This is a genomic window from Agrobacterium sp. 22-221-1 (assembly GCF_053522445.1).
In genome coordinates, this window is record NZ_JBNWCL010000015.1 from 22,314 (window position 1) to 48,348 (window position 26,035).

Below are 26,035 nucleotides of genomic sequence, written 5' to 3' on the forward strand. Positions count from 1 at the left end.
AGGAAAAGGATATTAAAGATTTGCAAGGTTAACCGACGTTATACCACGTCATAATTGGCCAGACCCGCTTAATGCGGTAGTAACTTCGCTGTGCGAATTCTTGGCCCACGCCGCATGGAGTTTGAAGTCTTGGTTTCCGTTTCGATTGTCATTCCCGTTCGCAATGGCGAGCGTTACATCGTGGAAGCGATCGAAAGCGTGTTGCTGCAGGGCGAGACCATCGGCGAAGTGCTGGTGGTCGATGACGGCTCCACCGACACCACCGCACAAAAGGTGGAAGGTTTTTCCGACCCTCGCGTCAAATTGCTTGCCCGGCCGCAGGGAAGGCAGGGCGTTTCCGCCGTGCGCAATTTCGGCCTGTCGCAGGCGCGCGGCGAGTGGACGATGTTTCTCGATGCCGACGATCGCCTGAAACCGGGCGCCATCGCGGCCCTTTGCGCCGGCATTTCCGGGCCGGATGTCGTCGCCGTTTATGGCGATTACGAGCGCATCGATGAAAACGGCGTCAAGATCGGCCGGCGCAATCTCATTCGCCGCCGGGAAAAACCCGATGGTTTCATTCTCCAGCCGCTGCTCGGCGGCAACTTCATCGTCAATGGCGGCATCATGCTGGTCAGAACCCGCATCTTTCAGGAATTCGGCGGTTTCGACGAGACTTTGCGTTATGCCGAAGACTGGTATGGCTGGTGCAGGCTCGCCGCCGCCGGCCGTTTCGTTTACCTGCCCGGCTGCCATGTGCTGGATTACCGTGTGCACAGGACGAGCGTGATGATGAACCGGCTTTTGACCTTCCGGGATTGCGAACCGGCGATCGAGGCCGTGTTTTCCGACCCGGCCATCGTCGCTGCCGTTTCGCCGCCGGAGCTGCGGCGGCTTCGCCGCCGATCCGAAAACCACATGAATGCCTATACCGTGGCGCAGGCCTTCCGCGCCCGCCGCTACCGCGAGGCCTTTTCGGCGCTGGCCGATACCTTCCTCAATCGCCCGCGCCAGAGCCTCAGGGCCGTCGTTTTTTCCGCCGCAGCGCTTGCCGGAATTTAGGAGTTTCCATGTCCGAGATCATGCCGGAAGCGGTGGTGTGCATTCCGAGTTTCCGCCGGCCGGAAGGCCTGAAAAAGACGCTTCGGTCACTCGCGGCCCAGAAGGTCGATTTTCCCTTCGCCATCGTCGTGGTCGATAATGACGGCGCGGGCCAGGCGGGTCTTGCGGTCGCGCGCGCCTTTTTCGCCGAAAGCGGCATGGCCGGCGAGGCATTGGTCGAACCGACGCAGGGCAATTGTTACGCCATCAACACCGCCTTCCGCACCGCCCGGCAAAGCTATGCTTCGGCTGAGTGGTTCCTGATGATCGATGACGACGAGGCCGCCTCCCCCGTCTGGCTTACCGAAATGGTTTCGGCAGCGAAATCCTTCGGCGTCGATATCGTCGGCGGCCCGGTCAACCGGGAATTCGACGCACCGGCTTCGAAGGCGGTTCTCTCGCATCCGCTGTTCGGCTCCATCGAAGCGCCGACCGGCCCCGTCGAGCAAATCCACGGATCGGGCAACTGCCTGATCTCACGGCGGGTTTTCGAGACGCTGGCGAAACCGGAATTCGACGTGCGCTTCAACTTCCTCGGCGGCGGCGACATGGATTTCTTCACCCGCTGCCGCAAGGCAGGTTTCAAATTCGCCTGGAATGCGCAAGCCCTCATCATCGAATATGTGCCGGAAAACCGCATGGCGCCGCGCTGGATCATGGAGCGCTCGCTCCGAACCGGCATCATCAATTACAGCATCGACCGCGCCCGACGCCCCGGCCTGAAAGGCGGGCTGCTGCTTGCCGCCAAAAACGCCGTCAGCCTGTGCCTGTCTCTTGTCCGCGCCGTTTCCGCCTTCGTGAAAACCGGAACCCTGCTGCCAGCCACGCATCCGCCGCTGATGTCCATCGGCCGCGTGATGGCAAGCCTCGGCATTACGCTCACGCCCTACAAGGCGCCGGCGAAGAAAACCTGAAGCAGGATAGTTTCGGCTCAGCTAAGGGTTTTTTGCCTGCCGAGCGAGATCGTATTCGTGAACCGTTTCTGGAAACCGAACGACGACAAGGCCGTCGCGAGGACGAGGAGCGGCACGAGCACCGGCCAGAAGAAACAAAGGACAATGCCGGTGACGCGATAAAAATCCCAGTCCTTGTCGCGGCGGGCGCCTTCGATATAGGTCATGGCGAGAGAGGTAACGGTGCCAATTCCATATATAAAAAGAGAAATGGACGTAATCACCATTGGTGGCCTCAATAAATCTATGATTCGAATAAATTTGTAATATTGATGCAGTGTAGCGCAGATGTTCGCAGTTGCAACGGATTTCAGCGACACAGCGCATCCATTCAATACGTTAGGAAAATCTTATATTGTCGGGCGGGAGGCGCAGGCGCGCTTTATTCTTCGCGTAGCAACGGCTTGTCGCGATGATCTAGCGACCTTGTCCCGAAGCTCCGAAGCGATACTTCAGCAGCGAATATATGGCGATAGGATTGGTCAGTAGGTAACGTTTTCCGAGCCGCTTCGGCTCGAGCATGGCCCGGTAAAGCCATTCCAGCCCCATATCCTGCATCCATTGCGGCGCCCGGCTGTTCTTGCCGGCGAGGAAATCGAAAAGGCCGCCGCAGGTCTTGATCACGGCGATGCCGGAAAGCCTGTCCAGATTGCGCGAGACGAAACGCTGCTCCAGCGGTATGCCGAAGCCCACCCAGAGAATATCCGTCCCGGATGCCGCGATATCGGCGAGGATCGCCTCTTCCTCGGCCCGGCTGAAATAACCGTTGCGCCGCCCCGCAAATACGAGGCGCGGATAAAGCCTCTGCATTTCCTCGACCGCCGCGCGGTTCACCTCTTCGGAGCCGCCGAGGAAATAGAACCGGCTGCCCGTCTCTTCGGCGCGCTTCGCAACCGCATGAACGAGATCCGTGGTCGCAACCCGTTCTCTCAATGCCTTCGGGCAGAATTTACGGGAAAAGATCACCAGCGACATGCCGTCCGCATGAATCTGGTCCGCCTGCCGCAGCATGGCGTCGAATTCCCTATCGTGATGGCAGAGCGCGATGACCTGACCGTTTGCCGATGTCGAATAAAACGGTCTTGCACCGGCCGCACGCGCCGTCGTCGCGCGCAGGATGAAATCCCGCGCCGTTTCGTCGATGGTCGCGTCGGTAATGGGCAACGCCGCAAGCGGAATAACCGGCCAGACCTGGCCAGTCCCCTCCGCATCCGGCATCTCTCTCCCTGTCATAATCTGTCCGGTGTCCAAGATAGGCATCGTTTCATTGTTATATTCACGCTTATGCTTAGGGTATAAGGCTTCAAACACTACGAAGAACTATCATTAATATTTTTATAAATCCCCGTATGCGGCAGGCATTTTACACGCCTGAAGGTTGTGCGCCACATTTTCCGCCTATTCCGGTTTTCCAGCCGATGGGTTAAGGGACGCGGAAATCAAACCACGGAAGGGCTCCGGCCATGGAAACAATCTCGATCGACAATCGCGGCGATTTCGGCCTCTGGGCGATAGAACGGGCGAAAGAAATCGTCGCCAACGAGGCGTCCGATCTTGCCATTTCGGTTCGCGACGGCGACGAGGCGGGAATTCGCGATGCCGGCAATGCGCTGGGCGCGGCCATCGCCGCCGCCCTGCTCGAAGTTTATGACGGTCTGATTTCGGAAGAATAAGGCGACGCGCAGCCGCCTTGTCTTACCGCACCGCGACATCCGCGTGATCGTCCCTACGAAGATAACCCCAGAGGCCGAGCGCCACGGCAATTGCGAGACCGAGGAACAGGCCGCCCATGCCGCCGGCAATCAGGAACGTCAGCTTGCCCGGCGGCCAGCTTCTGGAATTGGGCGCAACCGGCTGCGAAATCACCCGCACATTGGTAGAATCGATCGACTGCTGTTCGGCAAGCTGGCGCGAGCGCGTCAGATAGGTTTCATAGATCGCCGCCGCCGAGCGGGCGTCACGATCGAGATCACGCAGCCGCACCTGCGCCTCATTGTCGGTAAAGACATTGGCGCGTTCCGCCACCGCTTTCAGCCGCAGGGCATCGAGTGAGGAGCGCGCCTCCGCGACATTGATCTTTGCCGCTTGAAGGATACGCCGCGCCTCATCCGCCATTCCCTGTTCCAGCATCGCCCGCTCCGCACCCGCGGTCGCAAGACGCGGATGGCGCGCGCCATAGGTCAGCGTCATCGCACCGATCTGCTGTTGCAGCGTGCTGTATTGCGCGCGGATCGTATTCATCGTTTGGCTGTCGAATATGGCGTCGCTCTGGGTGCGGTTCTGCGCAATCGCCGCCTCCATCTGCTTGAGGCGCGATTCTTCCTGAATGAGGCGCTGCTGGGTCGCAAGCACCTGAGCGTTCAGCTCACCGGAAGCCAGATTGCTGACGAGCTGGCCGTTATTTTCCTGCAGGCCGTTCTCACGGCGGAAATCGGCCACGCGCTTTTCGGCGGCGGTCACATTCTCGCGCATTTCCTCGAGCCGCTTCCTGAGATCGTCAACGACGCGTTGACTACTGTCGGAGTTTGTCTGGAATAGCTCGCTTTCGAAGGCCTTCACGATGGCCTTGGAGACAGTCACGGATTTTTCGGCATCATTGGTCCAGACCGAAAGCGTCACGACAAAGGAGCGCGGGTCGCGTTCCGCCGCCACCCGATCGCCAAGCGAACGAAGCGCGCCGACCCGGTTGTCGTCATCTTCCGGTTTCGATGAGAACATCGCCTTCAGCCGGGCGAGCGGCGGCGGGCTGATGAATTCGGCGTCCTTATCGAGCTTCAGCTCGTCCACCACCCGCGCCAGCACGTTGCGCGAGGTGATGGTGCGCAGCTTGCTTTCCACCTCGAGAATTTGCGTGTCGCGCTGCTGGTTGGGTGAAAACACCCCGTCATTGACGACGTTCAGGTTGGAAGGATTGACGACAATATCCGTATAGGCCTTGTAGCGCGGCGGTGTCATAGAGGCGTAGGTCAGCGCGCCGGCGACGCAGAGAACGATTGCCAGCACGATCCAGACGATGCCTTTGCGAAGCCAGAGGATGACGTCATCCACACCGATCCTGTCGATATGTTTCAGGCCCGGCAGCGCAGCCGCCAGACTGCCGCTCGGCGAAGCCGCCTTCACCCGCGTCTCGGCCGCAGCCGGCTCGGCGACGGTCTTCGCCGGTTTCGGCTCCAGATGCTCCTTCAGCACCGTGCGCTCGAAAACCTCGTCCTCATCCACCAGATCGTCCAGGAGGGAACCATGGGTTCTCGCGGCAGGCGCCGTTTTTTCATCGAGCGGACGTGCCTGCTTATGTCCCGCCTTTTGAAGCCTGTACATCAGCCAATCCAACTCGAACGAACCACAAAAAGGCCGGCAACAGAGGGTTCCCATCGTCGCCAGAGCCGCTATCGACGGACAAGTTTAAATATGACGGGTGAATTTTAGGTTACCCGCATCAGTCCCGCCATCATCGCCTATTCGCGGCCACGTTGAAAGGGATGATTGACTCGAATGGATCGATACGGTTCTTTCAACCGTTATATTTTTGCATTATCCATTTGACCCTCAAAGATTTTATCGAAACGGAGTTTGGAATGAGCCTGAAATTTGGAACGAGCGGCCTTCGCGGCCTCTCCGTCGATCTGAAAGGAAAAGCCTCGGCCGTTTATGCCACGGCATTTGCGAGGCACCTTCTCACATCGGGCCAGGCAAAGGCGGGCGATCCCATTCTCGTCGGCCGCGATTTTCGCGATTCGAGCCCGGATGTTTCCGCCACCTGCATCGCCGCGCTCAAAAAAGCCGGCGTGACCCCGTTCGATTGCGGCACGGTGCCGACACCCGCGCTGGCGCTTTATGGCCTGTCGCTGAAGGCCGGCGCGCTGATGATCACCGGCTCGCATATCCCGGCCGACCGCAACGGCATCAAGTTCTACCGCCCGGACGGTGAAATCGACAAGCAGGACGAGACGGCGATTGCCGCTCTTGCCGCCGAAATCGAAGCGGAAGGCATCAGCGACGAGGCGGCGACCGCCGAAGACCATTCCGCCACCGCAGCCGAACTTTTCTACGAGCGCAACATCGCGCTGCTGCCGGAAAAGGCGCTTTCCGGCCTCAAGATCGGCGTTTACCAGCACAGCACGGTGGCGCGCGATCTCTTTGTCGACGTGCTTGCCCATTATGGTGCGGATGTCGTTCCGCTCGGCCGCTCCGAAACCTTCATCCCTGTCGATACCGAAGCGGTCTCGCCGGAAACGCTGGCCCTTCTCAAAAAATGGTCGCCGGAGCACGGTCTCGACGCCATCGTTTCCGCCGATGGCGACGGCGACCGTCCCCTGCTGACCGATGAAAACGGCGTGCCGCTGCGCGGCGACCTCATCGGCCTGATCACCGCCAATTTCCTCGGCGCCGGCGTGGTCGTCACCCCCGTCACCTCCAATTCCGGCATCGAGGCGAGCGGTTCGTTCGACGTCGTCCGCACCAAAGTCGGCTCCCCCTTCGTGATCGCGGGCATGGCTGAGGCGCTCGCCGCCGGTAAGAACGGCGTCATGGGTTTCGAGGCCAATGGCGGTCTGCTGACGGCCTCCGCCTTCACACTTAACGGCAGGGCGCTTTCGCCGCTGCCGACGCGTGACAGCTTCCTCCCGGTTCTCGCCGTGCTGCTTCTCTCGGCAGAACAGAAAAAGCCGCTGTCGCAGATCGCCGCCGCTTATAACCTGCCGGTCGCCGCCGCCGACCGTCTGGAGAACTTCGCGCAGGAAAAGAGCGCCGCCCTGATGACGCATCTGCGCGCTTCGCGCAGCAATCTCGAGGCCTTCCTCGCACCGGTCGGCACCGTGAAGGCGCTGAGCGACATCGACGGCCTGCGCGTCGCGCTCACCGATGGCAGCACCATCCATTTCCGCCCTTCCGGCAATGCTCCCGAAATGCGCTGCTACGTCGAAGCGGCCAATCAGGATGAGGCCGAAACGCTTCTGAAAAAGGGACTCGATCTCATCCGTAATTTTGGGTGACGCTTGCGCGATGCCGGGCTTGCCCGGCATCTGTCCTCCTTGACCTGTCCCAAATGTCGCACCCCGCCCGTGCCCTGTTGCTCTTCCGGCTCCATGGAGCGATAAGGACCGGAGGGCCACAAGAGGCGGATTATGAGCGGCGAGACCATTACCCTTTATGAAGCGATCGGTGGCGATGCGACCGTCAGGGCGCTGACCCGGCGCTTTTACGAATTGATGGATACCCTGCCGGAAGCGGCGCGCTGCCGCGCCATCCATCCCGCCGATCTTTCCGGCAGCGAGGCGAAGTTTTACGATTATCTGACGGGATATCTTGGCGGACCGCCCGTTTATGTCGAGAAACACGGCCATCCGATGTTGCGGCGTCGTCATTTCGTCGCCCCCATCGGCCCCGCCGAGCGGGATGAATGGCTGCTCTGCTTCCGCCGCGCCATGGACGAGACCATCGAAAATCCGAAGCTGCGAGAGATCATCTGGGCGCCGGTCGAACGGCTGGCTTTTCACATGCAGAACCAGGAGGCGGACAGCCAATGACCACGCAGAGCGCGACCATCGCAAGCCTGCCGCGCGAAAGATTGCGGGCCTTCATTTTGTTGCTGGGCGGCCTGCTCGGCGCGGCCGGCGTCATGCTCGCAGCCGCCGCCACCCACACCGGCGAAACCTATATGCTCGGCAACGCCTCGGCCATGGCGCTGGCGCATGCGCCGGTGCTGGTGGCGCTCCATATCGGCGCGGATCGCATCAGAACCGCCATTCCGGCAGGCCTGATCCTCGGCCTCGGCACGGCGATCTTTGTCGGTGATCTCGTTACCAGGCATTTTTCCGGCCACAGCCTGTTTCCCTACGCCGCACCCACGGGTGGCCTCGGCATGATCGCCGGATGGCTGGTGCTGTGCGCCGGGGCATTTCTGAAGCCGAAGGGCTAGAGCGCGCCCGGTTTAAACCGAACCGTCGGACGTGCCCTACCTCTTTGTTTTACGCATTTTCCGGGCGTAAACTGCTGCGCACTTTTACTGGAAATGCTTCAGCTTTAGCCCTTACGCCGCGTCCAGCAAAACGAGAGGATATTGCGGCCCTCTTCGGCCGCCGCGCCGATTTCGAAGGACGGCGTTTCACCGGGCTGACGCGTGCGCAGATAGGGAAAGGTCACGACATTGCCGCCGCTTCTGGCAAGGCGGTTGCGCCTTTCGCGTTCACCGATGATTTCATAGATATCCGTCAGGGCCGGATCGGCAGCCTGCTCGGCCATCTTGTGCAGTTCCACACGGCAGGCTTCCGCCGCCGGCTCTTCACCCTTAAAATTATTGCGCTCGTCGCTCATCGCTGGAGGTCCGTTCATTCATGGTCTGCAGCGCCCGCTCCAGACTGGATTTGCTGCCGTTGCGCAGCGGAATGAACGTCTTGCCGAATTTCTTGCAACCGGACTTCACCCGCAGACACGCATCGTGGCTGATACAGTCGATCGGGCAGAAAACGCAGTCGACGGAGGGGAGCACAGTATCGATGCGGGAGACGGCTTCACGCAGGCCGCCATCGTGATGAATGAGCTCCGCGCCGAAATTGCTGGCGATCTGGCGAAGATGCGCAACCTGACAGTCACGGCCGCCGACATAAAGAAAGCTTTTCGGACCGGAAAGCTGCTGTTCGGCCACGTCCCGCTCGGTCTGGGGAGCGCCCTTGCCCTGCTTGCCGCCGCGTTCGGCCTTCTTCTTTTCCTTGCGTGCCATTCCCTCACCTGCCGGTTGATTTTTCAATGCCCCGACGTTGGGGATGCCGGCACCATAATAAAGATGAGTTTTGGAGTAAAGTATAAAGGTGATAATTTTCCTCATGTTTTGACATAAAGAATCGATCACATATTCGCGAGAACGGTTCCGTTCAGCCGTTTATCCGCAATCCGCCCATAAAAAGCTGCTCCAGATGCCGGGCCGCATCCTCAAAACGGCCCTCGCCACCATTCTTCTCGCCGAGCACCGCCCGCACCTGCACATCGAAGTCCGCATAATGCTGCGTGGTCGACCAGATCGAGAAAATCAGGTGATAGGGATCGCATTTGGCCATCCGCCCCGCCTTCACCCAGGCGCGGATGACCTCGGCCTTTTCATCCACCAGTTGTTTCAGCGGCCCCTTCAGCTCATCTTCGATATGCGGCGCGCCCTGCAGGATCTCATTGGCGAACAGGCGGCTTTCACGCGGGAAATCGCGCGACATTTCCAGCTTGCGACGAATATAGGAGCGGATCTCGCTTTCGGGATTGCCCTTGGCATCGAAGGCGCGCAGCGGGTCAAGCCATGTGTCCAGCACCCGCTCGATCAGCGCGCGATGCATCGCCTCCTTGGTGCGGAAATAATAAAGCACGTTCGGTTTCGACATGCCGGCCGCCTCGGCGATCTGATCGATGGTGGAGCCGCGAAACCCGTTTGTGGAAAAAACACTGAGCGCGGCTTCAAGAATCGCTTCCTGCTTTTCTTCCTGAATGCGGGTCCGCTTCTGTGTTTTCGCTGCGCGCGGTATGGCCATTCTCAGCTCTCTGTTTCTTTTCCATGCAATTGCCGTTACAGTATGCTTAAAAAATAATCTACGCGTACAGTTTAGGCAAAATTACTGCGATTCGTCACGAAAATCCCTTGCTGACGCCACCGCGAATTTGCAATGTTTACCAGCCGGTCAATTTATCCCCCATCGCCATCACAAGGCAATGGCTGTTATCTTAACCGGTAAAAAAGGGAACGGCACAAGCTTTGCTTCGATAAAAACAAAACAGGTGAGGACGACACTTCATGGCGGCGGGTAAGAACTTGACGGTCAATGGCGACCGTCTGTGGGACAGTCTGATGGATATGGCGAAGATTGGCCCCGGCATTGCCGGCGGCAATAATCGCCGCACGCTGACGGATGAGGATGCGGAAGGCCGCCGCCTCTTCCAGCGCTGGTGTGAAGCGGCAGGGCTGACGATGGGCGTCGACCGCATGGGCACCATGTTCGCCACCCGCCCCGGCGAGGACCCGGACGCGCTTCCCGTTTATATCGGCAGCCACCTCGACACCCAGCCGACCGGCGGCAAGTTCGATGGCGTGCTCGGCGTGCTGGCCGGGCTGGAGGTGGTGCGCAGCCTGAATGACTTGAACATCAAAACCAAACACCCGATCACCGTCACCAACTGGTCAAACGAGGAAGGCGCGCGCTTTGCCCCGGCCATGCTGGCCTCCGGCGTCTTCGCCGGCATTCACGATCTCGATTATGCCTACAGTCGCACCGATACCGACGGCAAAACCTATGGCGAAGAGCTGAAGCGCATCGGCTGGCTAGGTGAGGAAGAGGTGGGCGCGCGCAACATGCACGCCTATTTCGAATATCACATCGAGCAGGGGCCGATCCTGGAGGCGGAAAGCAAACAGATCGGCGTCGTCACCCATTGCCAGGGCCTGTGGTGGCTGGAAGTGACGTTGACCGGCAAGGAGGCGCATACCGGCTCCACCCCGATGGCCATGCGCGTCAATGCAGGCTTAGCTGCCGCCCGCATTCTCGAAAAGGTGCAGGAGGTGGCCATGGCCCACCAGCCGGGCGCCGTAGCCGGCGTCGGCCAGATGATCTTCACACCCAATTCCCGCAACGTGCTGCCCGGCAAGGTGGTCTTCACCATCGACCTTAGAACCCCCTCACAGGCGAAACTCGACAGCATGCGCGCCATCTTCGAGCGCGAAGTGCCGCAGATCGCCGAAGAACTCGGCGTCGGCTGCTCAATCGAGGCCATCGGCCATTTCGATCCTGTCACCTTCGATCCGGTTCTAGTGGGCCGCGTGCGCTCCGCTGCCGAAAAACTCGGCTACAGCCACATGGACATCATTTCCGGCGCCGGCCACGATGCCTGCTGGACGGCACGGGTCGCCCCCTCCACCATGATCTTCTGCCCCTGCGTGGACGGGCTTTCCCACAACGAGGCCGAAGAAATTTCACCGGAATGGGCCGCCGCCGGCTGCGACGTACTGCTGCATGCGGTGCTTGAGACTGCGGAGATCGTGGAATGATCGTACCCACGATGGCAAGCCCCCTCATCCGGCCCTTCGGGCCACCTTCTCCCCGGCGGGGAGAAGAAACGCGCGGCAATGTTTTCGCCACCACCACCGACGTCATAAAAACCTGCGACGGTGCCTCCCATTTCTTCTCCCCGCCGGGGAGAAGGTGGCCCGAAGGGTCGGATGAGGGGGCAAGCGTCATGGCCGATCACACCGGCAAAAAAGCGTCGAAACGCCATTCCGGCAAAACCCCGCAAGCCCGTAAACTCCGCCGCGACGAAACCGATGCGGAATACCGCCTCTGGTACGAACTGAAAAATCGAGGACTCAACGGCTTCAAATTCAGCCGGCAAGTTCCTCTTGGCCCTTACATCGCGGATTTCGTCTGCCGCGAGAAAATGCTGATCGTCGAGCTGGACGGATCGCAGCACGCCTCTTCCACACATGATCGGCAGCGGACGCTATGGCTGAATAAACAGGGCTATGCGGTGCTGCGGTTCTGGAACCATGAGGTTTTCGAAGAGCACTCCTCTGTGCTCAATACCATCCTGGCCGTCCTGAACGCCGAGACTTTCCTGCCCGATCATCCCGACCGTTATTCGCCAGTCCTCGTTACCGGGAACATCCACCAATGACCGCCACCATCATCAAGAACGGCACCATCGTCACCGCCGACCTCACCTATAAGGCCGATGTGAAGATCGAAGGCGGCAGGATCACCGAGATCGGGCCCGATCTGAGCGGCGGCACGGTACTCGATGCCACCGGATGTTATGTCATGCCCGGCGGCATCGACCCGCATGTGCATCTGGAAATGCCCTTCATGGGCACCTATTCCGCCGATGACTTCGAGAGCGGCACGCGCGCGGCGCTTGCCGGCGGCACGACCATGGTGGTGGACTTCTGCCTGCCGGAGCCCGGCCAGTCGCTTCTTGATGCCCTGCAGCGATGGGACAACAAGGCGACGCGCGCCAATTGCGATTATTCCTTCCACATGGCCGTCACCTGGTGGGGCGAGCAGGTCTTCAACGAGATGAAGACGGTGGTTCGGGAAAAGGGCATCAACTCCTTCAAGCACTTCATGGCCTATAAGGGCGCTTTGATGGTGAATGACGACGAGATGTTCGCCTCCTTCTCGCGCTGCGCGGAACTGGGCGCCATCCCCTTCGTGCATGCGGAAAACGGCGATATCGTCGCGCAGATGCAGGAAAAACTGATGGCGGAAGGCAATGTCGGGCCGGAGGCGCATGCTTACTCCCGCCCGCCGTCAGTGGAAGGCGAGGCCACCAACCGCGCCATCATCATCGCCGATATGGCGGGTGCGCCGCTTTATGTCGTCCACACCTCCTGCGAACAGGCGCATGAAGCGATCCGCCGCGCCCGGCAAAACGGCATGCGGGTCTATGGCGAGCCGCTGATCCAGCACCTGATCCTCGATGAAAGCGAATATGCCAATACCGATTGGGATCACGCCGCCCGTCGGGTGATGTCGCCGCCCTTCCGCAACCGGCAGCATCAGGACAGCCTCTGGGCGGGCCTCGCCTCCGGCTCGCTGCAATGCGTGGCAACCGACCATTGCGCCTTCACCACCGAGCAGAAACGCTTCGGCCTTGGCGATTTCCGCAGGATTCCGAACGGCACCGGCGGGCTGGAAGATCGCATGCCGCTGCTCTGGACCCATGGCGTGGCGACCGGCCGGCTGACGATGAACGAATTCGTCGCCGTCACCTCCACCAACATCGCCAAGATTCTCAACATCTATCCCAGAAAGGGCGCGATCCTCGTCGGCAGCGATGCCGATATCGTCGTCTGGGATCCGGCGCTGGAAAAGACCATCAGTGCGGCGAGCCAGCAATCGGCCATCGATTACAACGTGTTCGAAGGGCAGAAGGTCAAAGGCCTGCCGCGCTACACCCTGTCGCGCGGTCTCGTCAGCATCGAGGAGGCCACCATCGAAACGCAGCCGGGCCACGGCCAGTTCATCGCCCGCGATCCCTATCCCGCCGTCAGCCGGGCGCTTTCCACCTGGAAGGAACTCGTCGCGCCGCGCAGGGTGGAGCGCAGCGGCATTCCGGCATCGGGTGTATGACCGTGAGCGCCGGGCCGAAACGCGAAATCGTCATCGCCGCAGCCGTTCTCCTCAATGAGCGACGGCAGATGCTTGTCGTGCGCAAGCGCGGCACCACGCAGTTCATGCAGCCGGGCGGCAAGATCGATCCGGGCGAAACGCCGGAACAGGCGCTTCACCGCGAACTTGCCGAGGAAATCGGCCTGACGCTGCCCGAAAATGCCGCCCGTTATGAAGGCGTCTTTCGCGAGGAGGCCGCCAATGAGACGGGGGCCGACGTCGTCGCCCATACATTCATCGCCAGACTTCAGACAGAGGTCGCCCCGCAGGCGGAAATAGAGGAAGTGCGCTGGCTCGATCTCGACCGCCACACCGGCATAACGATCGCAAGGCTTACGGAAACCCAAATGCTGCCGCTGGCGCGCGCGGCCCTGACGGAAAGCGAAACCAAGCCCAGATGAACCAGGCCTCCCCCTATTCCGTCGTTTCCGCCAGAAATCTCGGCCTCACCTTTGAAACGGGCGATGGCCCGGTGCACGCACTCTCCAATGTCGATCTGGAGGTCGGCAAGGGCGATTTCGTCTCCTTCATCGGCCCTTCCGGCTGCGGCAAGACCACCTTTCTGCGGGTCATCGCCGATCTGGAAAAACACACATCCGGCGACATCACCGTCAACGGCACGACGCCGGAAAACGCCCGCCGGGACCGCTCTTACGGTTACGTTTTTCAGGCCGCCGCTCTTTATCCCTGGCGCAGCATCGAAAAGAACATTGCGCTACCGCTCGAAATCATGGGCTGTACCAAGGCCGAGCAGCGCGAGCGCATCGAGCGCACGCTCGATCTCGTCAACCTCAACGGTTTCGGCAAGAAATATCCATGGCAGCTTTCCGGCGGCATGCAGCAGCGCGCCTCCATCGCCCGCGCGCTCGCCTTCGATGCCGACCTGCTGTTGATGGACGAACCCTTCGGTGCGCTGGATGAGATCGTGCGCGATCACCTCAACGAACAGCTTCTGAAACTCTGGGATACGACCGGCAAGACCATCTGCTTCGTCACCCATTCCATTCCCGAAGCGGTGTATCTCTCGACCAAGATCGTCGTCATGTCGCCGCGGCCGGGTCGGGTGACGGATGTGATCACATCGACGCTGCCGCGGGAAAGGCCGCTCGAGATTCGCGAGACACCGGAATTTCTGGCGATTGCGCATCGGGTGCGTGAGGGGCTGAAGGCGGGGCATAGCTATGAGGGGTGAGGTCATCGCAAGCGCTACCCCCCTCTGCCCTGCCGGGCATCTCCCCCTCAAGGGGGGAGATCGGCAGGAGGCGCACTCCCCTCTTAATTCTCGAGCTTTGAGATGGCCGAGACCCAACCACGAGTCGATCTCCCTCCTTGAGGGGGAGATGCCCGGCAGGACAGAGGGGGGTAAGCCGCACCCTCGGAGCAAACGTAACCCCCACCCACCGAGGGCACCGCAATGACCCTCCTCCGCCACCGCATCCTCCCCATCCTCACCGTCCTCCTCGCCATCCTCATCCTCTGGCACCTCGCGGTCGTCTACCTCAACATGCCCTTCGCCCGCGACCAGGCCACCCGCGCCGGGCAGACGCCGGGCTTCTTCGAACTCCTGCCGCAAACCTTCGCCCAGGAGCGCCCGGTTCTCCCCGCCCCGCACCAGGTTGCCGCCGAACTGTGGGACACCACGGTCAACAAGGCCATCACCTCCAAGCGCAGCCTCATCTATCACGCCGGCGTCACGCTTTCGGCCACGCTGCTCGGTTTCGCCATCGGTGCGGCGCTCGGCATCCTGCTTGCCGTCGCCATCGTGCATAACCGCGCCATGGACCGCTCCGTCATGCCGTGGATCATCGCCAGCCAGACCATCCCGATCCTCGCCGTCGCACCGATGATCATCGTCGTGTTGAATTCCATCGGCATTTCCGGGCTGCTGCCGAAGGCGCTGATCTCCACCTATCTTTCCTTCTTCCCCATCGTCGTCGGCATGGTGAAGGGCCTCAGAAGTCCGGAAACCATCCAGCTCGACCTGATGCACACCTATAATGCCTCGTCCGGCCAGATTTTCTGGAAGCTGCGCTGGCCCGCAGCGCTGCCCTATCTCTTCACCTCGCTGAAGATCGCCGTCGCCATTGCGCTGGTCGGCGCCATCGTCGGTGAATTGCCGACGGGCGCCGTTGCCGGGCTCGGCGCGCGCCTGCTTTCCGGCTCCTATTACGGCCAGACGGTGCAGATATGGGCGGCGCTGTTCATGGCCGCCGGTGTGGCTGCCCTTCTCGTATCCATCATCGGCATCGCCCATGCCGCCGTCCTCAAGAGAATGGGAGCCCGCCCATGACCCATCCCGGCTGGTTTTTCGGCGCGATCCTGTTCTGGCTTGCCGCCTGGGCCTTCAACGAATGGCTGGTGCGCCGCCACGTCTCCACGCCAGCGGCAAAACGTATCGGCCGCATCGCCGTGCCGCTCCTCTTCGGGCTGGCGATCCTCGCGCTCTGGGAAGGCGTGGTGCGCGGTTTTTCCGTGCCGCCCATTCTGCTGCCGGCTCCGAGCGCCATCCTCGCACGGCTCGCCGGCTCCCTGCCGATCCTCTGGGCCGACTTCCGCCAGACCTTCATCAAATCGGTACTGACGGGTTATGTGCTGGGCTGCGGCCTCGGCTTTGCCGTCGCCATTCTCATCGACCGGTCGCCTTTCCTCCAGCGCGGGCTGCTGCCCATCGGCAATTTCGTCTCGGCTCTGCCTGTTGTCGGCATCGCACCCATCATGGTCATGTGGTTCGGCTTCGACTGGCAGTCGAAAGTCGCCGTCGTCGTTATCATGACCTTCTTCCCCATGCTGGTGAACACGGTTCAGGGGCTTGCCGCTTCCAGCCACATGGAACGCGACCTGATGCGCACCTATGCCGCCGGCTGGTGGCAGACATTGCTGAAACTGCGCCTGCCCGCCGCCTGGCCCTTCATCTTCAACGCGCTGAAGATCAATTCCACGCTGGCGCTGATCGGCGCCATCGTCGCGGAATTCTTCGGCACACCCATCGTCGGCATGGGTTTCCGCATCTCGGCGGAAATGGGCCGCAGCAATGTCGATATGGTCTGGGCCGAAATCGCGGTCGCCGCGCTCGCCGGCTCCGGCTTTTATGGTCTCGTGGCGCTCGCGGAGCGGGCCGTCACCTTCTGGCATCCGTCCGTCCGTGGGGGACGAACGTAATAATGAAAAAGGGAACAGCGATGAAAATGAAACTTGCATCCATGCTTCTTGCCGGCGCGTCACTCCTGACCGCATTCGGAGCGCAGGCCGCCGACAAGATCACCCTTCAACTCAAATGGGTCACCCAGGCGCAGTTCGCCGGATATTACGTCGCCAAGGACAAGGGTTTCTACGAAGCCGAAGGCCTCGATGTCGACATCAAGCCCGGCGGCCCGGACATTGCCCCCGCACAGGTTCTGGCCGGCGGCGGTGCTGATGTCATCGTCGACTGGATGCCATCCGCACTCGCCACCCGCGAAAAAGGCGTGCCGCTGGTCAATATCGCCCAGCCGTTCAAATCGTCAGGCATGATGCTGACCTGCCTGAAAGAAACCGGCATCACCAAGCCGGAAGATTTCAAGGGCAAGACGCTGGGCGTCTGGTTCTTCGGCAATGAATATCCGTTCCTGTCGTGGATGGCGCACCTGAAAATCCCGACCACCGGCGGGGCCGATGGCGTGACTGTTCTGAAACAGGGCTTCAATGTCGATCCGCTGCTGCAAAAACAGGCCGCCTGCATTTCCACCATGACCTATAATGAATATTGGCAGGTCATCGATGCCGGCATCAAGCCGGAGGAACTCGTCACCTTCAAATACGAGGCGGAAGGCGTGGCGACGCTGGAAGACGGGCTTTACGTTCTGGAAGACAAGCTGAAGGACGCCAAGTTCAAGGAAGACATGGTCAAATTCGTCCGCGCTTCCATGAAGGGCTGGAAATGGGCGGAAGAAAACCCTGACGATGCCGCCGATATCGTTCTCGAAAACGACGCCTCCGGCGCCCAGACCGAAAAACACCAGAAGCGCATGATGGGCGAAGTGGCAAAACTGACCGCCGGCTCGAAGGGCGCACTCGACAAGGCGGACTATGACCGTACCGTCAAGACGCTGCTGGGCGGCGGCTCCGATCCGGTCATCACCAAGGAACCGACAGGCGCCTACACCACCGAAATCACCGATGCGGCGCTGAAATAGCCGGACCGACCGCCAAATCACCGAACGCGCGGTATTTCCGCGCGTTCGGATTCACAAAGAAATTTAAGACCTCTCCTCCGTCATGCCGGACTAGATCCGGCATCCAGCCACGGCGCGTCTGCGCCGTTATAAGAGTCTCTCGCGATCAAGGACTTGATCGCGCTGGACCCCGGATCTAGTCCGGGGTGACGGTATGCGGATGATACGTTTTGCCAAAACGCACAGATTTTGCGAAACTTTACGAACAATGCGAACATGCAGCCGGCCGGACACTCCACTGGTAACCCATTTGACGAATTACAATATCCCGACCTATACAAAAATGTATATCAACCATCGCGGCTATGCGGATTGATTTGTACGACAACAAGAATTACAGTCCCGCCCACAAGACTGCCAAATTTGATCTTGTAAAATAAGCACAGGGCAAAGGTGCTTAAGATTCGCGTTGAGGGGCGTTTGAATCGGGAGGATCGAAAAGGAAGTATTGTGATCCCTTGTTTCACATTCGCTATCGCATGACCTTTTAAAAAAGAGCCTTGGGGCTGCAGGACATGCGATCGGATATTGCGCGAGCCAAGACACATGCAGCATAAAGTCACGTTTAACCGCTTTGTATTCCTTCTTCTTTCCGCAACGGCGCTTCCCCTCTCCGCAGCCGCCGAGGGAGAGGCGCAGGCGCCGGTCAAACAGCAGAACCTGCCTTCCATCATCGTCGCCCATGCGGCAAAACGCGATCTCGTGGACCGCATCATCGCCACCGGCACGATCCGTCCCGTGGACGAGATTTACGTCCAGCCGCTGGTCGACGGCCTGTCGATCGACACGCTGAACGCCGATATCGGCGACCGGGTGGAAGCGAATGCGGTTCTGGCCGTGCTGTCCTCCGACAGCCTAGTGCTGCAAAAGAGCCAGCTTGAGGCCAACAAGGCCAAGGCCGAAGCCTCCGTCACCCAGTCGAAGGCGCAGGTGCTGGAAGCGCAGGCCAATCTCAATGACGCCCTTCGCCAGCGCGACCGCGCCGCCAAGCTCGGCCAGAGCGGCTCCGGCTCCGTCTCCGAAACGGAAAAGACCGAAGCGGCCGCTCAGGTGGCGCAGGCCCGCCTCGATGCGGCCAAGCAGGCCGTTTCCGCCGGCGAAGCCGACATCAAGGTCGTCGACGCGCAGATCGACGACATCGATCTGAAGCTGACGCGCACCGGCGTGAAAACCCCGGTCGCCGGCATCGTATCCGCCAAGAACGCCAAGGTTGGCGCAATCGCCAGCGGTGCGGGCAATCCGCTGTTCACCGTCATCAAGGACGGCGCGATAGAACTCGTCGCCGATCTCTCCGAAACCGATATCCAGAAGGTCAAGGCAGGCCAGAAAGCCTATTTGACGGTTGCCGGCGGAGCTGAGAAAATAGAGGGCAAGGTGCGCCTCGTTTCACCCACCGTCGACCCGACGACGCGCCTCGGCTCCGTGCATGTGGTTCTGCCGACCGACAGCCCGGCGCGTTCCGGCATGTATGCCAGCGCGGCGATCATCGTCGAGGAGACGAATGCGCTCGCTTTGCCGCTGTCGGCCGTCACCTCCGGGCGTGAAGGCTCGACCACCCGCAAGGTGGAAGGCGACGTCGTCAAGCAGGTGAAGATCGAGACCGGCATCGAAGACGGCGGTTTTATCGAGATTGTCAGCGGTCTTGCCGCTGGAGACAAGGTTGTCGAGAAAGCTGGAGCATTCGTGCGTGATGGTGACCGGATAAGACCGGTGGAAGCCCAGACGGCTGCGTCCAACTGACTGAGGGAATGAGATGAACTTTTCCGCATGGTCAATCCGTAACCCGATTGCGCCGCTGCTCGGCTTCGCGCTTTTGATGATCCTCGGCATGCAGGCGTTCAACACCCTGCCCATCACCCGTTTTCCGAATATCGACGTTCCCGTCGTGGCCGTCACGGTCACCCAGAGCGGCGCTTCGCCGTCCGAGCTGGAAATGCAGGTGACAAAGGAGATCGAGGACGCCGTCGCCGCCATCAGCGGCGTCGACGAAATCCAGTCCACCGTGGTCGACGGACAGTCGACGACAACGGTTGTCTTCCGCATCGAAAAGCCGACGGAAGAGGCGGTTCAGGACACCAAGGACGCCATCGACAAGATCCGCAGCGACCTGCCCGCCGATATCGAAGTGCCCGTCGTCAGCAAGATCGACGTCGAGGGACAGGCGATCCAGACCTTCGCCGTCTCCTCGCCAAACATGACGCTGGAAGAACTGTCCTGGTTCGTGGATGACACGATCAAGCGTTCGCTCCAGGGCCAGTCCGGCATCGGCAAGGTCGACCGTTACGGCGGCGCGGACCGCGAAGTTCGCGTGTCGCTGAGCCCCGAAAAGCTCGACGCCTATGGCATCACCGCAACAGAGGTGAACAGCCAGCTGCGCGGCACCAATATCGATCTCGGTTCCGGCCGCGGCCAGGTCGGCGGCAACGAGCAGACCATCCGCACGCTCGGCGACACGCGCGATGTGAGCCAGCTCGCCAACACCACGATTGCGCTTTCCAACGGCCGCTTCGTCAAGCTTTCCGAGCTCGGCACGGTCGCCGACACCTATGAGGAACAGAAGTCCTTCTCGCGCTTCAACGGCAACCCCGCCGTCACCTTCGCGGTGTTCCGTTCCAAGGGCGCGAGCGAGGTCTCGGTCGCCGAAACCGTGGCGGCAAGCCTCGATCAGGTGCGCAAGGATCATCCGGATGTGTCGATCGAAATGGTCGATGACGCCGTCTATTTCACCTATGGCAACTATGAGGCTGCGCTGCACACGCTGATCGAAGGCGCGATCCTCGCCGTCATCGTCGTCCTGCTCTTCCTGCGCAACTGGCGCGCGACCCTGATTGCCGCCGTAGCCCTGCCGCTTTCCGCGATCCCGACCTTCTGGATCATGGATATCATGGGCTTCTCGCTCAATCTCGTCAGCTTCCTGGCGCTCACGCTCGCCACGGGTATTCTCGTCGACGACGCCATCGTGGAAATCGAGAACATCGCCCGCCATATCAAGATGGGCAAGACGCCCTATCGGGCGGCACTCGAAGCGGCGGATGAAATCGGCCTTGCCGTCATCGCCACCAGCTTCACCATCATCGCGGTCTTCGTGCCGGTGTCGTTCATGCCCGGCATTCCCGGCCAGTACTTCATCCAGTTCGGCCTCACCGTCGCCTTCTCGGTGTTCTTCTCGCTCGCCGTGGCCCGCCTCATCACACCGTTGATGGCGGCCTATCTGATGCGCGCCGAAGATGCGATGGACGATCACCACGACAATGACAGCCGGTTGATGAAGGCCTATACGCGCATGGTAACCGCCACCACCCGCAAATGGTGGGCGCGCTATCTGACGCTGCTCGGCGCCATCGGCTTCCTCGTCGCTTCCGTCATTCTGCTTGCCGGCGTTCCGGGCAGCTTCCTGCCGCCGGACGACGCCTCACGCGTGACGCTTTCGGTGGAACTGCCGCCCAATGCGACGCTCGACGAAACCGACCGCACGACGACGCAGATTTATCATGCCCTGCGTGACATCAACGGCGTCGAAAGCGTCTTCATCCTTGGCGGCGCTTCGCCCAAGGGCGATCTGGAGCTTCGCCGCGCCACCGTCAACGTCATCCTTCAGAAGATCGACCATTCGTTGCTGAAGGTGCTGGTCAACAAGGGGCTGGGTTCCATTCCGCTCATCGGCCAATATCTTCCGAAGGTGGAGGAAAAGGGTCGCACACGTCCGCAATGGGATGTGGAACGGGATATTTTCGCACAGGTGCGCGGCATTCCGGATGTCCGCATCATCAAGCTGAACGACCGTGCGGAACGTGAGCTCTCCTTCAACTTCCTTTCCACCAATGAGAAGGACCTGAACGACGCCGTCGGTATTCTCGAAAGCCGCCTGCGCGCCTCGCCCATCCTTGCCAATGTAAGCTCGGAAGGTGCGTTGCCCCGCCCCGAACTGCAGATCCGCCCGCGCAAGGATGAAATCGCCCGTCTCGGCATCACGCCGCAGCAGATTTCGCAGACCGTGCGTGTCGCCACCATCGGCGATATCGATGCGCAACTGACGAAGATTTCGCTGGATGACCGGCAGATTCCGATCCGTGTGCAGGCCTCGCTCGATACCCGCCGCGATCTCGCCACCATCCGCGCGCTGAAGATCAAGACTGCCTCCGGGTCGCTGGTGCCGCTCTATAGCGTTGCCGATATCGACTATTCGGAAGGTCCAAGCTCGATCAAGCGCAACGACCGCAACCGCGTGGTCTCCATCGGCTCCGACGTTCCCTTCGGCACGGCGCTCGATACATCGACGGCCGAGTTCAAACGCATCGTTTCGGAAACCGACCTGCCGGCAAGCGTGCGCCTTGCCGAAAGCGGCGACGCCAAGGTGCAGGGCGAAATGCAGCAGGGCTTCGTCAACGCCATGCTGCTTGGCCTGATGCTGGTGCTGGTGGTGCTCATCCTGCTGTTCAAGGATGTCATCCAGCCCTTTACCATCCTGTTTTCGCTGCCGCTTGCCATCGGCGGCGTGGCGGTCGCGCTCATCATCACGCAGAACGCGCTGTCCATGCCCGTTCTCATCGGCATCCTGATGCTGATGGGCATCGTGACGAAAAACGCCATCCTGCTGGTGGATTTCGCCATCGAAATGCGCCGTCACGGCATGGAGCGGGTGCACGCCATGGTCGAGGCCGGCCGCAAACGCGCCCGCCCGATCATCATGACCTCCATCGCCATGTCGGCGGGCATGTTGCCATCCGCGCTCGGCGTCGGCGAAGGCGGTTCGTTCCGCGCGCCGATGGCGATTGCGGTGATCGGCGGCATCATCGTCTCGACGGTGCTGTCGCTCATCGTGGTGCCGGCCTTCTTCCTCATCATGGACGACCTGTCGCGCCTGCTCGCCCACCTCTTCGGCCGCTTCGTCGGCAAGAAGGAAGAGGAGGAAGAGGCCCTCTCCAACGAAAAACTCTCGGAGATCGCCCGCGAAAACAGCCTGGCGCTCTCCTCACTGGAGGCACGCGTCGCCAGCATGGAAAAGGGCACCGGCGACAAGGCCGCGGACAAGGGCAGCAACATATTGCGGCTACCGCCGCTCGCTGCGGAGTGAAGCTTGCAGAATAACGATTGAGACGCCGGGCCCTGTGCCCGGCGTTTTCTTTTGGGGGGATGTTTAAAGGGCAAAACGTCGCCGCTTCTTTCTTCTCCCCGAGGGGGAGAAGGTGGCCCGAAAGGTCGGATTAGGGGGCTACGTTGCCGAATATCTCTACCCTTGCCCCCTCATCCCGCTGCCGCGACCTTCTCCCCCTCGGGGAGAAGAAAGACGCGGCACCCGCTCACTCCATATTTCCCCCTGTGCTTCTAAGCCCGAATGGACAAACCATTTCCTCCCCCGTAACGACTGCAATCCTGTTTGATCGAAATCAATTCGCTTTCCAGGTGAACTGCTAATCTCCCTCGCATCGGGAATTGCCGGTCGAAGGATAATGCGATGAGCTCTTTTCAGATAGGCGTGCGGGAACACGAACATCCCCGGTTTCGTATCGCTTCGGACAGCCCGGCAAAAGGTATGAGCGGGAGCCGGATGGACGTGAACAAGACCGTGAAGCTGAGCAACAGGGACAGGAATATTCTGCTGCGTGCACCCTTGATCGGGATAGCGGATGATGCGGCGGCATTGAAGCTGATGGAGGCGGCGACCATCACCAATGTGAACGCCCGCCATGTGCTCTTCAAGGAAGGCGAAGCGGCGCAGCATTTTTACTGCGTGCTGTCGGGTTATATCAGGCTTTACCGGCTGGACCGGCACGGGCGCGAGGCGGATGTGCGCGTCAGCGGCCCCGGCGATACCTTCAATGAATGCCTGATTTTCGGCAGCGATACCTATCGTTACAGCGCGCAGGCGGCGGAAAGCTGCACCGTGGCGCGGTTCGAACTTGCGAGAATCCGCAGCCTGATCGATCAGGAGCCGGCCATCGCCAAGGCCGTCATGCGCTGCCTGTCCAACAGCCTGCTGGCCACCATGGATTGCATCGCCAACGACCGGCTGCAGACAGCGCCGCAACGTGTCGCCCATTACCTCATCAATCAGGGCCCGCGCGACGCGACATCCTTTTCGCTGCGGCTGCCATTCCAGAAAAGCCTGCTCGCCGGCAAGCTCGGCCTCGCGCCGGAAGCGCTGTCGCGCGCCTTTTCGGCACTCAAAAAGGCTGGCGTTACCGTGCGCGGACGCATCGTGCAGGTCAATGACGTCGCCGCGCTGAAGCAGATCTGAAAATACCGGGAGAGGACAAAGAGCGGGATGCCATCAGGCATTCCGCCCTTCTGCATGTCCGAAATCGGAAAATCAGTCCGGTTGCGGCACGAAGCGGAAGCTGTCACCCTGCTGCTCGACACGGAAAAATCCGCCGAGATGACCGCCGGAAACCAGCCAGCCATGATCGGCGGCCTCAGCCAGCGCCTTGAGGCGTGTTTCGTAAGCAAGCGCGGAATCGATATCGTAGACGAAGCCGACGCCGGGATCTTTCACCTGCAACGCGCTGACATGCAGCACGTCGCCCCATAATAACAGCCGCTTGTCGCCACTGCCGATCAGATAACCGGTATGCCCCGGCGTATGGCCGGGCATGGCGACTGCCTCAATGCCCTCGGCGACCCCGCCCATGGGGATCGGCCGCAGCATCGGGCCGCAAATGTCGAGCAGCCGCGCGGCAAGGTCGAAACCGCCCTGCCGGGCCGGCGGCAGGCTCTTGCGCGCCTCCGCGCTGCTGAAAAAGCCGAGATCGGCCTCGGGAACCCATATGTCGGCATTGGGAAAATAAGGCTGGTCGCCGTCGATGAGGCCAAGCGCATGGTCGCCATGAATATGGGTGAGGATGACACGCCTCACATCTGCCGGCTGGATCCCGGCGGCGATCATCGCCGCGCGGGCATGGCCATAGGCTGCACCCCAGGCCGTGCCGCAACCGGCATCGATCAGCCAGATGCCGTCAGGCCCGGACAGCGCGAAACAGTTGACGTCCATGTCCACCGTTTCGCCCTGATGGCCGGCAAGGGCCGCAGCCAGCGCTTCGGCGCCCTGACGATGGATGAGATGGCCGACGGGCGCCTTGTAGACACCGTCGACAAAACGGGAAACCTCGTAAGCGCCGAAACGGCGGGAGATAGCCATATTTCAGAGACCGCCCTGCTCTTTCAGAAAACCGACGATGCGATCCACGCCGTCGCCGCGTTTCATGTCGGTGAAGACGAAGGGCATCGCGTTGCGCATGCGGGTCGCATCGTTGTCCATGACGGTGAGGTCAGCGCCGACATAGGGTGCAAGGTCCTTCTTGTTGATGACCAGCAGGTCCGAGCGGGTGATGCCCGGCCCGCCCTTGCGCGGAATTTCCTCACCCTGGCAAACGGAGATCACATAGATGGTGATATCGGCCAGATCGGGCGAAAAGGTCGCGGCAAGATTGTCGCCGCCGGATTCGATGAAGACCACATCGAGATCGGGAAAGCGCGCATTGAGTCCGGCTATCGCCTGCAGATTGATCGTCGCATCCTCACGAATGGCCGTATGCGGGCAACCGCCCGTCTCGACCCCGACGATACGCTCGGACGGCAGTGCCTGCATGCGCACCAGCGCCTCGGCATCTTCCTTAGTGTAGATATCGTTGGTGACGACCGCGACGGAATAATCCGCGCTCATCGCCTTGCAGAGCTTCTCCGTCAACGCCGTCTTGCCAGAACCGACCGGCCCGCCAATGCCGACGCGCAGCGGCCCATTACCCGATTTCATCACTCTGTTCCCTTCGATATGCTTTGGTCTTGTTTCACCATAGTCCCTCAGCGGGACGCTTCAATATATGCAAGGACCGTGCCGCGCGTTTCTTCTCCCCGCCGGGGAGAAGGTGGCCCGCAGGGTCGGATGAGGGGGTACCCTTGCCGGATTTCGGAGAACTCGCCCCCTCATCCCGCTGCCGCGGACTTCTCCCCGGCGGGGAGAAGAAATGCGTAGCGCGCCCTCGCCCTTTCATGACCGGAAAAGCCGGGTGCCCTGCGTTTCATGGCGCATGGCTGCCGTATCGGCGATGATCGTCGCGCTGCCGAGATCGTCGAGCGTGGATTGCATCGCCCGCGCCGCCATCGCCGCGATGATCGCCTCGCTTGCGGCCAGAATGGTAACGCCATCCTTCTGTCCCGCGACCCCGAGGCGGATGCCCGCTGAAACGATCTGCGAAGCGCCGGCATGCAAAAAGGCAGCAATCGTTTCCCTGAGCGGCACCGCATGGCCAGAAGCAACCGCCCCGACGGCGATGGGATAGGGAACGTCTTTCGGCAAGAGGTCCAGAACCGCATGCGGCCAGGCGCTGGCGGCAGAAACGAAGGCATCGCCCAGAAGCACCGTCTCGCGGTATCGCTCCGCCGAACCGGCCAGCGCCCGCGCCAGATCGGCCGTTTCGCTCAAGATGGCCGCGTTCCCGGCGCTGCGCCAGGCATGCGCCAGAAACATCGCATCGTTCCACAGGCTGCCGTGGCGCAGCAGCGTTTCGAGCCAGTCGCGCAGGGCCGCCGCATCGCCGACGCGCCGATCCTCCACCGCCTTTTCAAGACCGCCGGAATAGGAAAAACCGCCGACGGGAAAGGCAGGCGACATCCAGGCCATGAGCCGCAGCAGCGCGGCGACGCCGCGATCTTCACTCAC

At 61.0% G+C, this 26,035-nt stretch carries 25 protein-coding genes and 1 pseudogene; 17 read left to right on the forward strand and 9 right to left on the reverse strand.

The features are described 5' to 3' along the window. Positions 1 to 129: 129 nt before the first annotated feature. Positions 130 to 1,041 carry a polysaccharide biosynthesis endo-1,4-beta-xylanase UppH gene (gene uppH / locus ACQZ5N_RS20005; protein ID WP_233283546.1) on the forward strand — a complete coding sequence of 304 codons (912 nt, stop codon included), beginning with the start codon at positions 130 to 132 and terminating at the stop codon, positions 1,039 to 1,041. Positions 1,042 to 1,049: 8 nt separating this feature from the next. Next, the gene (gene uppJ / locus ACQZ5N_RS20010) at positions 1,050 to 1,994 is read left to right on the forward strand and encodes a polysaccharide biosynthesis UDP-hexose transferase UppJ (protein WP_448733901.1); all 945 of its coding nucleotides are present in this window, start codon (positions 1,050 to 1,052) and stop codon (positions 1,992 to 1,994) included. A gap of 17 nt (positions 1,995 to 2,011) precedes the next feature. Here uppJ and ACQZ5N_RS20015 read toward each other — a convergent pair whose 3' ends face one another. Continuing rightward, positions 2,012 to 2,260 carry a hypothetical protein gene (locus ACQZ5N_RS20015; protein ID WP_003520570.1) on the reverse strand — a complete coding sequence of 83 codons (249 nt, stop codon included), beginning with the start codon at positions 2,258 to 2,260 and terminating at the stop codon, positions 2,012 to 2,014. A gap of 190 nt (positions 2,261 to 2,450) precedes the next feature. Beyond that, positions 2,451 to 3,251: a polysaccharide biosynthesis UDP-hexose transferase UppL gene (uppL, locus tag ACQZ5N_RS20020; protein ID WP_269832771.1), complete on the reverse strand. Its 801-nt coding sequence runs from the start codon at positions 3,249 to 3,251 to the stop codon at positions 2,451 to 2,453. A 245-nt stretch (positions 3,252 to 3,496) separates the two neighbouring features. On the opposite strand from uppL, the gene ACQZ5N_RS20025 reads away from it, so the two are divergent. Continuing rightward, a complete protein-coding gene (locus ACQZ5N_RS20025) occupies positions 3,497 to 3,706 on the forward strand; it encodes a hypothetical protein (RefSeq protein WP_003509414.1) in 210 nt (69 codons plus the stop codon). A gap of 22 nt (positions 3,707 to 3,728) precedes the next feature. Here the strand turns inward: ACQZ5N_RS20025 and uppM are convergent, their stop codons facing one another. After that, entirely contained in the window at positions 3,729 to 5,351 is a 1,623-nt protein-coding gene (uppM, locus tag ACQZ5N_RS20030) for a polysaccharide biosynthesis protein UppM (protein ID WP_448733902.1), read from the reverse strand. A 257-nt stretch (positions 5,352 to 5,608) separates the two neighbouring features. Here uppM and uppO point away from each other — a divergent pair, with 257 nt between their 5' ends. The 3 genes from uppO (at position 5,609) to ACQZ5N_RS20045 (ending at position 7,950) form a co-directional block, all read left to right on the forward strand. Continuing rightward, positions 5,609 to 7,024 carry a polysaccharide biosynthesis phosphomannomutase UppO gene (uppO, locus tag ACQZ5N_RS20035; protein WP_448733903.1) on the forward strand — a complete coding sequence of 472 codons (1,416 nt, stop codon included), beginning with the start codon at positions 5,609 to 5,611 and terminating at the stop codon, positions 7,022 to 7,024. 132 nt (positions 7,025 to 7,156) lie between these two features. After that, positions 7,157 to 7,558 carry a group II truncated hemoglobin gene (locus ACQZ5N_RS20040; RefSeq protein ID WP_448733904.1) on the forward strand — a complete coding sequence of 134 codons (402 nt, stop codon included), beginning with the start codon at positions 7,157 to 7,159 and terminating at the stop codon, positions 7,556 to 7,558. Beyond that, a complete protein-coding gene (locus tag ACQZ5N_RS20045) occupies positions 7,555 to 7,950 on the forward strand; it encodes a DUF423 domain-containing protein (protein WP_020813662.1) in 396 nt (131 codons plus the stop codon). Before ACQZ5N_RS20040 ends, ACQZ5N_RS20045 begins: the two co-directional genes overlap by 4 nt. Before the next feature lie 104 nt (positions 7,951 to 8,054). Here ACQZ5N_RS20045 and ACQZ5N_RS20050 read toward each other — a convergent pair whose 3' ends face one another. From ACQZ5N_RS20050 to rutR, 3 genes and pseudogenes are all read right to left on the reverse strand, one after another. Next, positions 8,055 to 8,345 (reverse strand): hypothetical protein, encoded by a 291-nt coding sequence (locus ACQZ5N_RS20050; protein ID WP_448733946.1) that lies wholly within the window; start codon positions 8,343 to 8,345, stop codon positions 8,055 to 8,057. Then, positions 8,326 to 8,649 (reverse strand): annotated as a pseudogene (locus ACQZ5N_RS20055) (DUF2325 domain-containing protein); the annotation flags it as partial. The gene ACQZ5N_RS20050 and the pseudogene ACQZ5N_RS20055, both read right to left, overlap by 20 nt. Before the next feature lie 253 nt (positions 8,650 to 8,902). Next, positions 8,903 to 9,544, reverse strand: coding sequence for an HTH-type transcriptional regulator RutR (gene rutR / locus ACQZ5N_RS20060; RefSeq protein ID WP_020813660.1), 642 nt, complete (start codon positions 9,542 to 9,544; stop codon positions 8,903 to 8,905). Between the two features lie 260 nt (positions 9,545 to 9,804). Between rutR and ACQZ5N_RS20065 the strand changes: the two genes are divergently transcribed. The 11 genes from ACQZ5N_RS20065 to ACQZ5N_RS20115 all read left to right on the forward strand — a co-directional run bounded on the left by ACQZ5N_RS20065 (position 9,805) and on the right by ACQZ5N_RS20115 (position 23,617). Then, complete coding sequence (locus ACQZ5N_RS20065; protein ID WP_448733905.1) at positions 9,805 to 11,052, forward strand: Zn-dependent hydrolase; 1,248 nt, start codon at positions 9,805 to 9,807, stop codon at positions 11,050 to 11,052. After that, a complete protein-coding gene (locus ACQZ5N_RS20070; RefSeq protein ID WP_448733906.1) occupies positions 11,049 to 11,675 on the forward strand; it encodes an endonuclease domain-containing protein in 627 nt (208 codons plus the stop codon). The genes ACQZ5N_RS20065 and ACQZ5N_RS20070 overlap by 4 nt, the downstream gene beginning before the upstream one ends. Then, positions 11,672 to 13,129, forward strand: a complete 1,458-nt coding sequence (hydA, locus tag ACQZ5N_RS20075) for a dihydropyrimidinase (protein ID WP_448733907.1) — start codon at positions 11,672 to 11,674, stop codon at positions 13,127 to 13,129. The genes ACQZ5N_RS20070 and hydA overlap by 4 nt, the downstream gene beginning before the upstream one ends. Next, positions 13,126 to 13,569 (forward strand): NUDIX hydrolase, encoded by a 444-nt coding sequence (locus ACQZ5N_RS20080; RefSeq protein ID WP_188128747.1) that lies wholly within the window; start codon positions 13,126 to 13,128, stop codon positions 13,567 to 13,569. The genes hydA and ACQZ5N_RS20080 overlap by 4 nt, the downstream gene beginning before the upstream one ends. Next, complete coding sequence (locus tag ACQZ5N_RS20085) at positions 13,566 to 14,360, forward strand: ABC transporter ATP-binding protein (RefSeq protein ID WP_448733908.1); 795 nt, start codon at positions 13,566 to 13,568, stop codon at positions 14,358 to 14,360. Before ACQZ5N_RS20080 ends, ACQZ5N_RS20085 begins: the two co-directional genes overlap by 4 nt. A gap of 222 nt (positions 14,361 to 14,582) precedes the next feature. Further along, on the forward strand, positions 14,583 to 15,458 hold the full coding sequence (locus ACQZ5N_RS20090) for an ABC transporter permease (RefSeq protein ID WP_448733909.1): 876 nt from the start codon (positions 14,583 to 14,585) through the stop codon (positions 15,456 to 15,458). Continuing rightward, positions 15,455 to 16,327, forward strand: a complete 873-nt coding sequence (locus tag ACQZ5N_RS20095; protein WP_080851011.1) for an ABC transporter permease — start codon at positions 15,455 to 15,457, stop codon at positions 16,325 to 16,327. Before ACQZ5N_RS20090 ends, ACQZ5N_RS20095 begins: the two co-directional genes overlap by 4 nt. A 20-nt stretch (positions 16,328 to 16,347) precedes the next feature. After that, positions 16,348 to 17,340: an ABC transporter substrate-binding protein gene (locus ACQZ5N_RS20100; RefSeq protein WP_020813653.1), complete on the forward strand. Its 993-nt coding sequence runs from the start codon at positions 16,348 to 16,350 to the stop codon at positions 17,338 to 17,340. Between the two features lie 585 nt (positions 17,341 to 17,925). Continuing rightward, a complete protein-coding gene (locus tag ACQZ5N_RS20105) occupies positions 17,926 to 19,119 on the forward strand; it encodes an efflux RND transporter periplasmic adaptor subunit (protein WP_003520590.1) in 1,194 nt (397 codons plus the stop codon). Between the two features lie 13 nt (positions 19,120 to 19,132). Beyond that, positions 19,133 to 22,453 (forward strand): efflux RND transporter permease subunit, encoded by a 3,321-nt coding sequence (locus tag ACQZ5N_RS20110; protein WP_448733910.1) that lies wholly within the window; start codon positions 19,133 to 19,135, stop codon positions 22,451 to 22,453. Positions 22,454 to 22,927: 474 nt separating this feature from the next. Continuing rightward, positions 22,928 to 23,617: a Crp/Fnr family transcriptional regulator gene (locus ACQZ5N_RS20115; RefSeq protein WP_003520592.1), complete on the forward strand. Its 690-nt coding sequence runs from the start codon at positions 22,928 to 22,930 to the stop codon at positions 23,615 to 23,617. A gap of 72 nt (positions 23,618 to 23,689) precedes the next feature. Here ACQZ5N_RS20115 and aidB read toward each other — a convergent pair whose 3' ends face one another. The 3 genes from aidB to ACQZ5N_RS20130 all read right to left on the reverse strand — a co-directional run bounded on the left by aidB (position 23,690) and on the right by ACQZ5N_RS20130 (position 26,035). Continuing rightward, positions 23,690 to 24,514, reverse strand: coding sequence for an AidB family quorum-quenching N-acyl homoserine lactonase (gene aidB / locus ACQZ5N_RS20120; RefSeq protein ID WP_448733911.1), 825 nt, complete (start codon positions 24,512 to 24,514; stop codon positions 23,690 to 23,692). Between the two features lie 3 nt (positions 24,515 to 24,517). Continuing rightward, entirely contained in the window at positions 24,518 to 25,129 is a 612-nt protein-coding gene (gene ureG, locus ACQZ5N_RS20125) for an urease accessory protein UreG (RefSeq protein ID WP_059754473.1), read from the reverse strand. Between the two features lie 234 nt (positions 25,130 to 25,363). Beyond that, positions 25,364 to 26,035 carry an urease accessory protein UreF gene (locus ACQZ5N_RS20130; protein WP_448733912.1) on the reverse strand — a complete coding sequence of 224 codons (672 nt, stop codon included), beginning with the start codon at positions 26,033 to 26,035 and terminating at the stop codon, positions 25,364 to 25,366.